Here is a 13007-nt window from a genome sequence, read left to right on the forward strand (position 1 = left end):
TGGTTAACGCAAGCTTTCGATTTCGTCGGCCAGCTGCTTGTTGTTGCTGACATAATATGTCTCCATTTCAGCCAAGCGATGGTCGATTTCCCGAAAGCGCGAACGAATGTCGCGGGTGGTGCGGGCAGGGGATTGGCGTACGCCTTGCCAAAATTTCTGCTCTTCGCGGTCGTCGGTATACAGATGCACGGGCTTTTGATGGGCCATCCAAGCCGTTATGACATAAGCGATCAGCGTCCAAGGGAAGCCGCCCATCAGCGTGAGCATGACGGTCCCTAAGCGAACCCAAAGGGCATCAACGCCAGTATAATCCGCGATCCCAGCGCAGACGCCCTTCCATTTGGCATTTTGCTTATCGAGATAGAATTTGGTGTGTTTCCCTGACATTTCAGCGGTTCCTTTCCAGCCTACGTACATTTTCGGGGTCAAAATCTGGCGTGTCGAGTTCCATGCGCCGCGGCCGCCAATCGGGATTTTCCTGCGCGACCAAGCGCTCCACCGTGTCAAGGCGATCTTCAAGCCGGCGGGCCAGTTCATGCATATCGCCAAGCATACGCTCGTCATCATTGGTCAGCGTTGCCGCAGTTTTCCAGCGGGTCACATAATGGAGTACGAGCCATGGGAGAGCTACGAACAGCATTCCTACGACCATGACGGGGACAAGTACCTCTTCCATGGCTTAAGCCTCCTTCTTCGGATCGGCCTTCATGGCCTTTTTCATGGCTTCCAACTCTGCGTCGACGACATCGAAGCTTTCCAGCGCGGCGATTTCGTCGCCCAAAGTGCGCGGTGCATCTGACCCAATGGAGAGCGAGTCCGCATATCCCTGGGCTTCATCGACGCGGCGTTCGAGGACATCAAAGCGTGAAAATGCCTCACGGACCTTGTCGCCATTGTACATGGTGCGCAGCTTGACCTGATTTTCGGCGCTTTCCAAACGTGTCATGAGGGCATTTTGGCGGCTACGCGCGTCGGCGAGTTTCTTCTGCAGCTTGTGAATATCCTGTTCGGATGCCTTGAGCGCATCGTTCAGAACATCGACCTCCGCAGTTAACTGCTCCTTCATGTCCGTTGCCTTGCGCTTTTCCAACAAGGCCGCCTTTGCAAGATCTTCTCGGTCTTTTGAAAGCGCCAGATGCGCTTTGTCGGTCCAATCGGTTTCAAGCGTGTTCAACTTGTCGATATGGCGACGCAGCTCTTTCTGGTCAGCGATGGTGCGCGCAGCAGATGCCCGGACCTCGACCAATGTTTCTTCCATTTCCAAAATGATCATGCGGATCATTTTGGCTGGGTCCTGCGACTTGTCGAGCAGGTCGGTCACATTGGCAGCGATGATATCGCGGGTTCGTGAAAATATGCCCATGGGGTAACTCCGATAATGTGTATTGGCGACTTCGTTCAAAAAGGTGGCGACCGGATGCCTTTCGGCGGGTGAGGGGGAGCTGGGGCACTCCGGTCGCAGGTTACCGTAATCAGGCAAGATAGCTGACAACGATTGACCTATTCGGTTGGATGTGGGCGCTGATCTCGCCGCCGTTGCGGTGGTTCAGAACCGAAACGGCATAGCTGGTAAAGATCATCGTGAAGGACAAGGCTATCGCCAACCAGAGACGGCTATCCTGTTCGTTTGGATGATTGCCGATTTCGATATCTTTGCGCATTGCATCTATTTCCTATGTTGTTTGCCAATATTGCTGGCTTGCAGGATATATAGCAGGGACCGTGCCAGTTTGCGTTTTTGTTGCATTTCTGCCGTTTTTCAAAATTTACATGTGCAAGGTGCTAGTAATTATTGCCACTCTATGGTGAATTATGCCAATATTTGAAAATGGATCGGGATAATGTTCAATTCATTGGTCAATCCACCGCATTTTTGGATGCCGTGGAGCGTGCAAGCCGTGCTGCGCCGCTTAATCGCCCTGTATTGGTCGTAGGCGAGCGCGGGACTGGCAAGGAGTTGATTGCAGAGCGCCTACATCGCTTAAGTGCGCGTTGGGACGGGCCTCTGGTTACAATCAACTGCGCCGCCTTGCCGGAGACATTGATTGAGGCCGAACTGTTCGGGCATGAGGCCGGGGCGTTTACCGGCGCAACGCGGGCACGCGAAGGCCGTTTCGAAGAGGCGGATGGTGGAACGCTTTTCCTCGACGAACTTGGTACCTTGAGCATGGGCGCGCAGGAACGCTTGTTGCGCGCTGTTGAATATGGCGAGGTGACACGCATTGGTTCATCGCGGCCCATACGCGTTGACGTGCGCATCGTGGCGGCAACCAATGAACATCTGCCTCATATGGTCGACAAGGGACGGTTTAGGGCTGACTTACTTGACCGCTTATGTTTTGAGGTCATCACTTTGCCGCCGCTACGCGTGCGTGAAGGTGATATTGAGGTTCTGTGTGAATATTATGGACGCAAGATGGCTGCAGAACTGGGTTGGGATGGCTGGCCTGGATTTGGCGAGGTCGCTACGCGCGCTTTAGAAAACCATCTTTGGCCAGGCAATGTCCGCGAACTGCGCAATGTTGTGGAGCGCGCGGTATACCGCTGGTCTGACCCCGCACAGCCCGTCGATTATATTCAGTTTGATCCGTTTGACAGCCCGTGGCGCGGTGGGTTGGCGGCTTCGGCGCCTGCGCAGGTGCAAGCCGACAACCAAAACAGCGTTGCCGAACCGCGTTTTGCGACGGACACAAGTTCTGCGGCGGATGTGACCGACTTTCGTGAGGCGACGGAGAAATTTGAAAAAGCGGTCTTGGAGCAAGCCTTGGCCAAATGTCGCTATAACCAGCGACAGACCGCCAAGGCACTAAATCTCAGCTATGATCAGTTACGCCACACGTTGAAAAAACACGATCTTTTAGGATAAAAAAAGGGGCGGCATGTGCCACCCCTCCTTGAATTCCAGATAGCCGGACTTAGCCGCCGTTAAAGCTGACCATCGTGTACAGCATCGGGATTGATAGCAATGTGTTCAAGCGCGATGTCATCATCGCTGTGGTCGCTGCCTTCGCCTTTGTTGCGTCATCCGCTTCAACGATACCGAGCGCCTTTTTCTGGTTTGGCCAGATGATGAACCACACGTTGAACGCCATGATAACGGCAAGCCACATGCCAATACCGATCAGCTTGTAAGGATCTTGCAATGTGAATGCTTGGTGCGCGTAGCCAGCTTGAACGGCAATGATCAAACCGAACAATACGGTCAACGCTGCGCCCCAGCGAAAGAAGAACAACGCCGATGGCGCGATATGCTTCGAAATGCCTGGCTTCAGCTCAGCAGGAACCTTCGGCATGGTGGGGATTTGTACAAAGTTGAAATAATACAATAATCCGATCCAGACGATCCCGAAAAATGTATGCAGCCAACGCGTGATAGCTTGCGCCGTGACGCCACCTCCATCAAAGCCAAACATTACGGCAAATGACAGCACTAGCCCAGCGACCAGCACCAGATGTAGATTTCCAAAAAACTTCGCCATGTTATCTCCCCTAGGCATTCAGGCGGTATTGCCCCTGATAGGATGCTGACTATCCGGATGACCGAGGCTTGTCACATATTTTCTGCGCAAGCGGCGCGTGACAGACGGAACCGCTAACATCTCGCGCAGAACAATACTTCATTTATCCCTGTGGCGGAATCTCTGCGTCATCGCTGAGCTTTAAGCCATGACGCATGAGCATAGGGATATTAATTAAGGCAAAAAGGAAGGTGAGGGCGGTGACACCCCACACTTTGATTGAAAGCCATGTGTCGAAAGAAAACCATTCCGGCCGACGAAAAATCTCGTTCAATCCCGCGAGCACCAGGAAGAATAGGCCCCAGCTGCGTGACAGTTTTAGCCAGCCAGCTTCGCTTAGACCCTGATATGCGGCTTCTAGCACATATTTCAGCATGGCTTTGCCGCGCAACCAGCCGCCCAGTAAAAGCGCCGCGAAAAAGGCATAAATGATTGTCGGCTTAATCTGGATAAAGCGTTCGTCATGAAACCATATTGTCAGCGCGCCAAAGAAAATGCCCAGCGTGGCCGTTAGCTTCAGCATAGGGGAAATCTTGCCCAGCTTGAACTTTGACACGATCACCGCAACGATGATCGCGGCCATGAATGCTACGGTGCCGACAATCGCGCCTTGTTTCGGGTCCGTATCGGAACTGCCGAATTTTGACGCGATAAAGAACAAAAATAACGGCCCGAAATCGAGAATAAAGTTCAGCGTGCCTGATGGCTTTTGTTTTGTATCGGTTTCGCTCACAAGGAACCGCCGCTTATGGCGCGGGCAACATCTTGCGGGTTAAAGGGCCGCAAATCGTCAATGCTTTCGCCAACGCCAATGGCGTGAATGGGCAATCCAAACTGCTTGGCCGCCGCCACCAATATGCCGCCGCGCGCACTGCCGTCCAATTTTGTCATCACAAGTCCGGTCACGTCGGCCACTTCCTTAAAGGTTTCAATCTGTGACAACGCATTTTGACCCGTTGTGGCGTCTAAGACAAGCACAACATTATGCGGCGCGGCCGGGTTCAGGCGGCCCAAGACCCGCCGGATTTTTGCGAGTTCATCCATAAGCTCGCGTTTATTTTGTAAACGGCCCGCCGTATCGACAATCAGGACATCAATCCCTTCGGCGGTGGCTCTTTTGACGGCATCAAACACGACGCCTGCGGCATCGCCGCCTTCGGGGCCGGTGACAATCGGCACGCCAATGCGCTCTGCCCAAATTTTCAACTGGCCAATGGCGGCTGCGCGGAAGGTATCGCCGGCGGCCAGCATGACACCATAATCTTGTTCGAGGAACAAATTGGCGAGCTTTGCGATTGTGGTCGTCTTGCCTGAGCCATTAACGCCAATCACCAAAATGACTTGAGGCCGAGGGAAGGCGTCGATCTCCAGCGGGGACGCCACTGGCGCAAGGACCGAGGCAATTTCATCCTCCACAATCTGCCTTATGCCATCTGCATCAATGCCCTTGTCAAAGCGGCCAGCGGCAATTTTGTCACGGATTTGTGACGCCATGGCTGGGCCGAGGTCCGAGGCAATCAACGCATCCTCAATCTCGTCGAGATCACTTGCGTCAAGCTTTGCCTTGGTAACAAGCCCGGCGATATTCTCCGTCAGCTTACCTGATGTTTTTTTCAGGCCGCCGAACAAACGGTCCGTCCACCCAGCATTCTCGCTCATTCGATAACCTCTGCCTGTAAAATCTCATCTTGGATATGCGTCACACGGGCCGAAACGATACGGCCCTCTGGCATCATCTTATCCAGCTTCAAATACGCGAAATTTTCCGCATGACCAGCCAAGCCGCCGCTTTCGACGGCAACATTTTGGACGGTGCCTATTAATGCTTTCATCCACATGGCTTTTTCGGCTGCGACGGCATCGCGCAACGCCTTGGCGCGGGATTTAATTGTCTGCGGCGGCAATTGCGGCATACGCGCCGCGGGTGTACCCTTTTTCGGCGAGTACGGAAAAATATGTCCATGGACGATATTGCATTGGCGCACGAGGTCGACACTGTTGGTAAACATGGCGTCATCCTCGGTCGGGAAACCGGCAATGATGTCCGCGCCAATCGCAATGTCCGGCCTTTTGGCTCTCAACCGCGCAACGAGATCAATCGCCAGTTCACGGCTATGACGACGTTTCATGCGTTTCAGGATCATATTGTCGCCCGCCTGCAATGACAGATGGACATGCGGCATGACGCGCATCTCGTTGGTAAGCAGGTCAAACAGCCGCGCATCAATCTCTACGCCGTCGATGGACGAAAGCCGCAGGCGAGGCAGGTCTGGCACAAGTTTCAATATGCGTTCGACCAATGAACCTAAATTGGGCTGTGCCGGCAGGTCATGGCCATAGCTGGTGACATCTACACCGGTCAGCACAACTTCTTGAAAGCCAGTGTCCACGAGCTTTTGAATATGTTCGATAACGCTACCGGCTGGAACCGAGCGGCTGTTGCCCCGGCCATAAGGTATGATGCAAAAAGTGCAGCGATGGTCGCAGCCATTTTGCACTTCAACAAAGGCGCGCGTCTTACCAGAATAAGCGGTGACCAAATGCGGCGCGGTTTGCGCGATGGTCATGATGTCCGATACGACCACCGGGCGGTCAGGGCGTTCGATTATCTCGCGCAGCAATGCGGCATTTTGCTTTTCATGATTGCCGAAGACGCCAGCGACTTCGGGCATATTCTGAAAGGTTTCAGGCTCCACTTGTGCTGCGCAACCCGTGACCCACACACGGGCATCTGGTCGGCGTTTATGCGCTTGGCGAATTGCCTGGCGTGTTTGGCGGACAGATTCATTGGTGACCGCGCAACTGTTAATGATGACAATGTCGTCATGCCCTGCGAGTTGCTCGGCTAGGGCATTGCTTTCGGCAAGATTAAGGCGGCATCCCATGCTGATAACTTCGGGCTTCTGCAAAGGCGCGTTCATCCAAAATCATCCCAGTCAGCCTGTCCGGTAAAGACATAGGTCGCGCTGCCCGTCATAATGACTGGCTGCCCCGGTTCCCATGCGATGGTCAAACTGCCACCCTTTTGGTGCACGATAACGGGGGATTGGACTTTGCCTTGCTTAATGGCTGCAACGGCGGTGGCACAAGCCCCCGTGCCGCAAGCGCCCGTCAGGCCTGCGCCGCGTTCCCATACTTTCAGATGAATTTCATTGCCTTGAACGGACGCGACGTTGACATTCACGCGTTCTGGAAAGGCGGCGTCATGCTCAATGATTGGGCCAAGCCGCGCGAGATCTGCGGCATCTGCATCATCTACGAAGAACACGGCATGCGGATTACCCATGTTGACAGCCATGGGGTTTTCCAGCTCTTCCCACGCAAGCGGTAGGGAGCCGCTGTCCATAGCAAAAGCGAGCGGAATGTCTTGCCAGTCGAACTTGGCGTCACCCATGGAAACGGTCACGGCGTTGCCGGACAATTGTCCAGAAATCACGCCCCCTTTGGTCTCGATTTGCAGATCTTGCTGCAGCAAAGCCACGACACAGCGCGAAGCATTGCCGCATGCTTCAACTTCGCTGCCATCGGCGTTAAAAATGCGCATAGCGACATCGGCAACTTTGGACTTGCCCAAAAGGATTATTTGGTCGCAGCCAATGCCGAACTTCCGATCGGCAATGGCCCGCGCACGGGGCGGCGACATTTCCATAGGACAATCGCGGGCATCGATAATGACGAAGTCATTACCCAATCCATGCATCTTGTGGAATTCGCCTTTTGCCATCCACGGCGATTTAGGGGGTGCAAGCCGCAGTGTCCACCGTTCATGCGCCTTGCTATCGGTGTGGGCGCAACACGTAATGATTTGCGTTTTGCAATGCCTTTTAGTAAAGGACGCCGCAAGGCAGGCAATCTGCCATTCAAAATTTGTTGGAAATCCATAGTTTCCAAGCTGGTCGGCGAAGATTCGCTCACCGGCTTTTTGTTCGTTTATGCCCCATAAGGGCTGATTTGGTAAGGAATGTCGATGTTTGACAAGCTGAGTGACCGATTAGGAGGTGTCTTTGATCGCCTGCGCGGTCGCGGTGCGTTGAACGAAGCCGATGTGCGTGAAGCAATGCGCGAAGTGCGCGTTGCCTTGCTTGAGGCCGACGTTGCATTGCCCGTTGTCCGTGAATTCATCGACAAGGTGACTGAGCAAGCCGTGGGCGCGCAGGTCCTGAAATCGGTTACGCCAGGCCAACAAGTCGTTAAAATCGTTAACGACGCGCTCGTCGAAATGTTGGGCGCTGAACAAAGCGACCTGAATTTGGCCGTTGCGCCACCTGCGGTCATCATGATGGTCGGTCTGCAGGGTTCGGGTAAAACCACGACAACTGCAAAAATCGCCAAGATGTTGAAGACGAAGCAGGGCAAGAAAGTCCTGATGGCGTCGCTCGACGTCAATCGTCCGGCTGCGCAGGAGCAGTTGGGTACACTTGGTACGCAGACCGAAGTTGCTACGCTTCCAATCGTTCAGGGGCAAATGCCCGTCGACATCGCCAAACGTGCGATGCAGGCGGCAAAATTGCAAGGCTTTGATGTCCTCATCCTTGACACCGCTGGCCGTTTGCATGTTGATCAGCAACTGATGGACGAAATGCAGGCCGTGGCGACAGTCGCCGTGCCGCAGGAAATCCTGTTGGTCGTGGACTCGCTTACAGGCCAAGACGCGGTCAATGTAGCCAAAAGCTTTGGTGAACGTGTTGACCTGACCGGTATCGTGCTCACACGTATGGATGGTGATGCCCGCGGTGGTGCGGCATTGTCGATGCGCGCCATTACTGGCAAGCCCATCAAATTTGCAGGTGTCGGTGAGAAGCTGGACGCGATTGAGGCATTTAACCCAAGCCGTGTCGCGGGCCGTATTTTGGGCATGGGTGACGTCGTCGGCTTGGTCGAACGTGCGTCTGAAATGGTCGAAAAAGAGGACGCGGAGAAGCTCGCGGCCAAAATGGCCAAGGGTCAGTTCGACATGGACGACCTGCGAACCCAATTCCGCCAAATGACCAAGATGGGCGGCCTCGGCGCATTGGCGGGCATGATGCCCGGCATGAAAAAGGCCAAGCAGGCTATGGACGCCAGCGGCATGAACGATAAATTGTTGGTGCACATGGATGCCATCATCGGGTCGATGACACCGAAAGAACGCGCTAAACCAGAATTGCTGAACGCTAAGCGCAAAATCCGCATTGCCAAAGGTTCGGGCATGACGGTGCAAGACGTCAATAAGCTGATCAAAATGCATCAGGAAATGGCGAGCGCCATGAAGCGGATCCGCAAAATGGGGGGGCTTAAGGGCCTTGCCGCGATGTTCGGCGGAAAGGGTGGCGCAGATTTGGGTGGCGCGATGGAGGGGATGCATGGCCTTCCCTCCGGTGCAATGCCACCTGGCATGGGCGGTTTCCCAGGAATGGGCGGCGGTGGCGGGATGCCACCTGACCTCGCAAGACTTTTGAATAAGAAGAAATAATATACTGTTTAGTTTGAATATTTTAAGAAAGGTGAGTTAGTTTTATGGCATTATCAATGCGTTTGTCGCGGGGCGGTTCGAAAAAGCGTCCTTATTATAAAATCGTCGTAGCCGACGCCCGTGCACCGCGCGATGGTAAGTTCATTGAGCGTATCGGCAGCTACAATCCACAGGCACCTAAGGATAGCGCTGAGCGCGTCATCCTCGACATCGAGCGCGCGAAACATTGGCTCGCCGCTGGTGCACAGCCATCGGACCGCGTTGCGCGCTTCCTAGACGTCGCTGGCGTCAAAGAGCGTAAGGTCAAGAACAACCCGAACAAGGGCGAACCAGGCCAGAAAGCCAAGGATCGTGCTGAAGATAAGGCGACCAAGCTTGCTGAAGCTGAAGAAGCCGCAGCAGCAGCAGCCGCTGCGCCAGCACCTGAGCCAGAGCCTGAAGTAGTCGCCGAAGAAGCGCCTGCCGCTGAAGAAGCTGCGCCTGCTGAAGCTGCTGCGGAAGAAGCACCTGCCGCTGAAGAAGCTGCACCTGCTGAGGCTGTTGCTGAAGAAGCACCTGCTGCTGAAGAAGCTGCTCCTGCAGCCGAAGAAGCAACTGAAGAAAAGGCCGAGGGCTAAGCCTTGGCTGACAACACCGTCACGCTTGCCGCCGTCTCTGGTGCGCACGGCGTGACGGGTGAAGTCCGTCTCAAGCTGTTTTCAGACAGTCTGGACAGCTTGAAACATTATAAGAGTTTCAATGACGGGGCTTTGACGGTCAAGTCGCTACGCCCGACCAAAGACGGCGCTATCGCCCGCTTTGCCGAAATCAACGACCGCAATGCAGCCGAAAAGCTGCGCAGCACACTCCTAACGGTTCCGCGGGAGGCTTTGCCCGAATTGGGTGAAGGCGAATTTTATTATAGCGACCTGTTGGGTTTGCCGTGCATATCCACCGATGGCACGGACCTTGGCAGTTGTATCACTGTCGAAAATTTCGGTGCGAGCGACGTGCTCGAAATCCAGATGCCGTCTGCCGACGGCAAGCCGGGTAAAAAGTTCATGGTCCCAATGACAGCTGATGCTGTCCCTGAATGGGCGGCTGGCGCAGGCGGGCGCATCGTCATCGATGCCGCTTTTGTGATATGACCTTTCACGCCCAAATCCTCACGCTCTATCCTGAAATGTTCCCTGGGCCGCTCGGGATATCCTTAGCTGGCCGTGCGCTGGAAGAAGGGACATGGTCTTGCTCTCCTATTCAAATACGTGACTTTGCTTCGGATAAGCATCGCACCGTTGACGATACACCTGCAGGCGGCGGGGCAGGGATGGTATTGCGGGCCGATATTCTCTCGGCGGCGGTCGCGCACGCAGCGGGACTTCATCCCAATGTTCCAATCCTTGCAATGACCCCGCGTGGTAAACCAATCGCGCAAGCGCGGATTCGTGCACTTGCGGATGGCCCCGGCGTAACGGTGCTATGCGGCCGGTTTGAAGGCTTTGACGAACGCCTTTTCGACGCGCATCCAGAAATTGAGCAGGTCAGCATGGGCGACTTCGTCTTGTCCGGTGGCGAAATCGGGGCGCTGATGCTCTTAGACGCTTGCATTCGGCTGCTTCCCGGCGTAATGGGCGCCTCTTCCAGCGGTGACGAAGAGTCCTTTGAACAAGGATTGCTTGAATATCCGCACTACACCCGACCCAATGATTGGGAAGGGCGTATGATCCCTGAAGTGTTGCGATCGGGGGATCATGCGAAAATAGCTGCTTGGCGGAAACAACAGGCAGAGGAAATTACTCGGTTACGCAGACCGGACCTTTGGGGGCGTTACAAAGACGCCCGGGTTCAGCCTGCCTCTGACGTGCAACAAAAGAATAAGGATTAAATGGGGCATGAACCTCATCCAAACACTCGAAGCCGAAGCTATTGCAGCTTTGTCAGAAAACAAAAAAATCCCTGCCTTCCGCGCAGGCGACACCGTCAAGGTGGGCGTGAAGGTCATCGAAGGTGAGCGCACGCGTATTCAGAATTACGAAGGCGTGTGCATCGCGCGTTCGAACAAGGGCATGGGCTCCAACTTCACGGTACGCAAAATGTCGTTCGGTGAAGGCGTTGAGCGCGTATTCCCGCTGTACAGCCCGAATATCGACAGCATCGAAGTCGTCCGTAAGGGCGTCGTGCGTCGTGCGAAGCTTTACTATCTGCGTGGTTTGACCGGTAAGAAGGCACGTATTGCCGAGCGCCGCGACCCACGTCCTATTAAAACCACCGAGGCTGCCGAATAAGGCAGGAGCCGCGTTGCGTTTCTAACCGAACACAAAAGGCCGGGCTCCCATAAAGAGCCCGGCCTTTTTTATTGCCATTGAAGGAAGTTAACATGGGTTATCGTATCGTAGTCGCAGGTGCGACGGGCAATGTGGGCCGTGAAGTTGTCAACATTCTGGCCGAACGCGCGTTCCCCGCTGATGAAGTCGCTGTGCTGGCATCATCGCGCAGCCAAGGTATCGAAATTGAATATGGCGATACCGACAAGATGCTGAAGATCCAGAATATCGAGAATTTCGATTGGACGGGTTGGGATATGGCCATTTTTGCCATCGGTTCGGAAGCAACCATGAAATACGCGCCGATTGCTGCTGCAGCTGGCTGCGTCGTCATCGATAACAGCTCGCTTTTCCGGATGGATCCCGATGTTCCGTTGATCGTGCCGGAGGTCAACCCTGACGCCATCGATATCTATAAGCGCAAGAATATCATCGCCAACCCGAACTGCTCAACGGCGCAATTGGTCGTCGCGTTGAAGCCACTGCATGATTACGCCAAGATTACCCGCGTTGTCGTATCAACCTATCAGTCGGTGTCGGGCGCGGGCAAAGAGGGCATGGACGAATTGTTCGAACAGAGCCGCAACATCTTCGTTGGTGACAGCGCCGATGCCAAGAAGTTCACCAAGCAAATCGCGTTCAACGTCATTCCCCACATCGATAGCTTCCTCGACGATGGCTATACGAAGGAAGAGTGGAAGATGATGGTTGAGGTCAAAAAGATTCTCGACCCGAAAATCAAGCTGACCGCGACCTGCGTACGTGTGCCTGTCTTTGTGGGCCACAGCGAAGCCGTGAACATCGAATATGAGCGTGAAATGTCGGCAGAAATCGCGCAGAATATCTTGCGTGAGGCCCCTGGCATCATGTTGATCGATAAGCGCGAAGATGGCGGTTATACGACGCCTGTTGAGGCTGCAGGTGATGATGCAACTTATGTGAGCCGCGTGCGCGAAGACCCGACCGTTGACAATGGCCTTGCCTTCTGGTGCGTGTCGGATAATTTACGCAAGGGCGCTGCGCTAAATGCGGTGCAGATTGCCGAGCTACTTGGGCGTCGGCATTTGAAAAAGGGATAAGTTATGGGGCTGCAAGCCGATATTTTCTGGTCGTTTCGCAGCCCCTATAGCTACCTTGCCACGCGGCGATATAGCGCGCTAGCGCAAGAATATGATCTGAATATCAATCTGCGTCCGGTCTATCCGCTTGCCATTCGTGAGCCTGACTTTTTTGAGCGCAGCCATCCGAATTGGTTGCGCTATACCTTCACCGACATGTTCCGTGTGGCCCAGTTCCATGGCATCCCATTCGGCCCGCCTAGGCCCGACCCAATTGTGCAGGATGTGCGCACACGCAAGATTGCCGAGGAGCAGCCCTATATTTTTCGCCTGACCCGGTTGGGCCAAGCTGCGGCGCGGCGCGGCAAAAGCCTCGCCTTTTGTGACGAAGTTTCGCGGCTCATTTGGGGCGGGGCGGAAAATTGGCATGAGGGTGACCATCTCACCAGCGCCGCGACCCGCGCGGGATTGGATTTGGTAGAGCTGGACGCCGAAGCGCTTCGCGATGCCGAAGCGCTCGATGCTGAAATCGCAGAGAATCAGACGGCTTTGGAGGCCGCAGGGCATTGGGGCGTGCCAACTCTCGTTTTCGACGGCGAACCCTTTTTCGGGCAAGATCGCATCGACATGGCGCTGTGGCGCATGAAGCAAAAGGGATTGGTGGCGCGTTAGTTTT

At 54.7% G+C, this 13007-nt stretch carries 16 protein-coding genes and 1 pseudogene; 8 read left to right on the forward strand and 9 right to left on the reverse strand.

Annotated elements, in window-relative coordinates:
• Positions 1-3: 3 nt before the first annotated feature.
• The 4 genes from pspC to D7D48_RS04085 form a co-directional block, all read right to left on the reverse strand.
• A complete protein-coding gene (gene pspC / locus D7D48_RS04070; RefSeq protein ID WP_125230072.1) occupies positions 4-387 on the reverse strand; it encodes an envelope stress response membrane protein PspC in 384 nt (127 codons plus the stop codon).
• Between the two features lies 1 nt (position 388).
• Positions 389-676, reverse strand: a complete 288-nt coding sequence (gene pspB / locus D7D48_RS04075) for an envelope stress response membrane protein PspB (RefSeq protein ID WP_125230073.1) — start codon at positions 674-676, stop codon at positions 389-391.
• 3 nt (positions 677-679) lie between these two features.
• Entirely contained in the window at positions 680-1363 is a 684-nt protein-coding gene (pspA, locus tag D7D48_RS04080; RefSeq protein ID WP_125230074.1) for a phage shock protein PspA, read from the reverse strand.
• 109 nt (positions 1364-1472) lie between these two features.
• A complete protein-coding gene (locus D7D48_RS04085; protein WP_125230075.1) occupies positions 1473-1661 on the reverse strand; it encodes a hypothetical protein in 189 nt (62 codons plus the stop codon).
• A 167-nt stretch (positions 1662-1828) separates the two neighbouring features.
• Here D7D48_RS04085 and pspF point away from each other — a divergent pair, with 167 nt between their 5' ends.
• Positions 1829-2866 (forward strand): phage shock protein operon transcriptional activator, encoded by a 1038-nt coding sequence (gene pspF / locus D7D48_RS04090; protein ID WP_125230076.1) that lies wholly within the window; start codon positions 1829-1831, stop codon positions 2864-2866.
• 49 nt (positions 2867-2915) lie between these two features.
• Here pspF and D7D48_RS04095 read toward each other — a convergent pair whose 3' ends face one another.
• The 5 genes from D7D48_RS04095 to dapF form a co-directional block, all read right to left on the reverse strand.
• A complete protein-coding gene (locus tag D7D48_RS04095) occupies positions 2916-3479 on the reverse strand; it encodes a urate hydroxylase PuuD (RefSeq protein WP_125230077.1) in 564 nt (187 codons plus the stop codon).
• A gap of 142 nt (positions 3480-3621) precedes the next feature.
• The gene (locus tag D7D48_RS04100) at positions 3622-4251 is read right to left on the reverse strand and encodes an inner membrane-spanning protein YciB (protein ID WP_125230078.1); all 630 of its coding nucleotides are present in this window, start codon (positions 4249-4251) and stop codon (positions 3622-3624) included.
• The gene (gene ftsY / locus D7D48_RS04105) at positions 4248-5177 is read right to left on the reverse strand and encodes a signal recognition particle-docking protein FtsY (protein ID WP_125230079.1); all 930 of its coding nucleotides are present in this window, start codon (positions 5175-5177) and stop codon (positions 4248-4250) included. The genes D7D48_RS04100 and ftsY overlap by 4 nt, the downstream gene beginning before the upstream one ends.
• Positions 5174-6427, reverse strand: coding sequence for a tRNA (N(6)-L-threonylcarbamoyladenosine(37)-C(2))-methylthiotransferase MtaB (gene mtaB / locus D7D48_RS04110; RefSeq protein ID WP_125230873.1), 1254 nt, complete (start codon positions 6425-6427; stop codon positions 5174-5176). Before mtaB ends, ftsY begins: the two co-directional genes overlap by 4 nt.
• A gap of 8 nt (positions 6428-6435) precedes the next feature.
• Positions 6436-7242 (reverse strand): diaminopimelate epimerase, encoded by an 807-nt coding sequence (gene dapF / locus D7D48_RS04115; RefSeq protein ID WP_125230080.1) that lies wholly within the window; start codon positions 7240-7242, stop codon positions 6436-6438.
• Between the two features lie 243 nt (positions 7243-7485).
• Here dapF and ffh point away from each other — a divergent pair, with 243 nt between their 5' ends.
• From ffh to D7D48_RS04150, 7 genes and pseudogenes are all read left to right on the forward strand, one after another.
• On the forward strand, positions 7486-8970 hold the full coding sequence (ffh, locus tag D7D48_RS04120; protein ID WP_185739773.1) for a signal recognition particle protein: 1485 nt from the start codon (positions 7486-7488) through the stop codon (positions 8968-8970).
• A 44-nt stretch (positions 8971-9014) separates the two neighbouring features.
• A pseudogene (rpsP, locus tag D7D48_RS04125) lies at positions 9015-9482 on the forward strand (30S ribosomal protein S16); the annotation flags it as partial.
• Between the two features lie 108 nt (positions 9483-9590).
• Positions 9591-10097, forward strand: coding sequence for a ribosome maturation factor RimM (gene rimM / locus D7D48_RS04130; RefSeq protein WP_125230083.1), 507 nt, complete (start codon positions 9591-9593; stop codon positions 10095-10097).
• Positions 10094-10834 carry a tRNA (guanosine(37)-N1)-methyltransferase TrmD gene (gene trmD, locus D7D48_RS04135; protein WP_125230084.1) on the forward strand — a complete coding sequence of 247 codons (741 nt, stop codon included), beginning with the start codon at positions 10094-10096 and terminating at the stop codon, positions 10832-10834. The genes rimM and trmD overlap by 4 nt, the downstream gene beginning before the upstream one ends.
• 7 nt (positions 10835-10841) lie before the next feature.
• Entirely contained in the window at positions 10842-11234 is a 393-nt protein-coding gene (gene rplS, locus D7D48_RS04140) for a 50S ribosomal protein L19 (RefSeq protein ID WP_125230085.1), read from the forward strand.
• Positions 11235-11326: 92 nt separating this feature from the next.
• On the forward strand, positions 11327-12352 hold the full coding sequence (locus D7D48_RS04145) for an aspartate-semialdehyde dehydrogenase (RefSeq protein WP_125230086.1): 1026 nt from the start codon (positions 11327-11329) through the stop codon (positions 12350-12352).
• A gap of 3 nt (positions 12353-12355) precedes the next feature.
• A complete protein-coding gene (locus D7D48_RS04150) occupies positions 12356-13003 on the forward strand; it encodes a 2-hydroxychromene-2-carboxylate isomerase (RefSeq protein WP_125230087.1) in 648 nt (215 codons plus the stop codon).
• Positions 13004-13007 lie beyond the last annotated feature (4 nt).

The organism is Sphingorhabdus wooponensis, assembly GCF_003933235.1.
Lineage (GTDB): Bacteria > Pseudomonadota > Alphaproteobacteria > Sphingomonadales > Sphingomonadaceae > Sphingorhabdus_B > Sphingorhabdus_B wooponensis.

What these genes read in the sequence shown, in the direction of transcription:
- pspC (WP_125230072.1), bottom strand. Translation starts at nt 387, where the DNA reads ATGTCAGGGAAACACACCAAATTCTATCTCGATAAGCAAAATGCCAAA.
- pspB (WP_125230073.1), bottom strand. Translation starts at nt 676, where the DNA reads ATGGAAGAGGTACTTGTCCCCGTCATGGTCGTAGGAATGCTGTTCGTA.
- pspA (WP_125230074.1), bottom strand. Translation starts at nt 1,363, where the DNA reads ATGGGCATATTTTCACGAACCCGCGATATCATCGCTGCCAATGTGACC.
- D7D48_RS04085 (WP_125230075.1), bottom strand. Translation starts at nt 1,661, where the DNA reads ATGCGCAAAGATATCGAAATCGGCAATCATCCAAACGAACAGGATAGC.
- pspF (WP_125230076.1), top strand. Translation starts at nt 1,829, where the DNA reads ATGGATCGGGATAATGTTCAATTCATTGGTCAATCCACCGCATTTTTG.
- D7D48_RS04095 (WP_125230077.1), bottom strand. Translation starts at nt 3,479, where the DNA reads ATGGCGAAGTTTTTTGGAAATCTACATCTGGTGCTGGTCGCTGGGCTA.
- ftsY (WP_125230079.1), bottom strand. Translation starts at nt 5,177, where the DNA reads ATGAGCGAGAATGCTGGGTGGACGGACCGTTTGTTCGGCGGCCTGAAA.
- dapF (WP_125230080.1), bottom strand. Translation starts at nt 7,242, where the DNA reads ATGGCAAAAGGCGAATTCCACAAGATGCATGGATTGGGTAATGACTTC.
- ffh (WP_185739773.1), top strand. Translation starts at nt 7,486, where the DNA reads ATGTTTGACAAGCTGAGTGACCGATTAGGAGGTGTCTTTGATCGCCTG.
- trmD (WP_125230084.1), top strand. Translation starts at nt 10,094, where the DNA reads ATGACCTTTCACGCCCAAATCCTCACGCTCTATCCTGAAATGTTCCCT.
- rplS (WP_125230085.1), top strand. Translation starts at nt 10,842, where the DNA reads ATGAACCTCATCCAAACACTCGAAGCCGAAGCTATTGCAGCTTTGTCA.
- D7D48_RS04145 (WP_125230086.1), top strand. Translation starts at nt 11,327, where the DNA reads ATGGGTTATCGTATCGTAGTCGCAGGTGCGACGGGCAATGTGGGCCGT.
- D7D48_RS04150 (WP_125230087.1), top strand. Translation starts at nt 12,356, where the DNA reads ATGGGGCTGCAAGCCGATATTTTCTGGTCGTTTCGCAGCCCCTATAGC.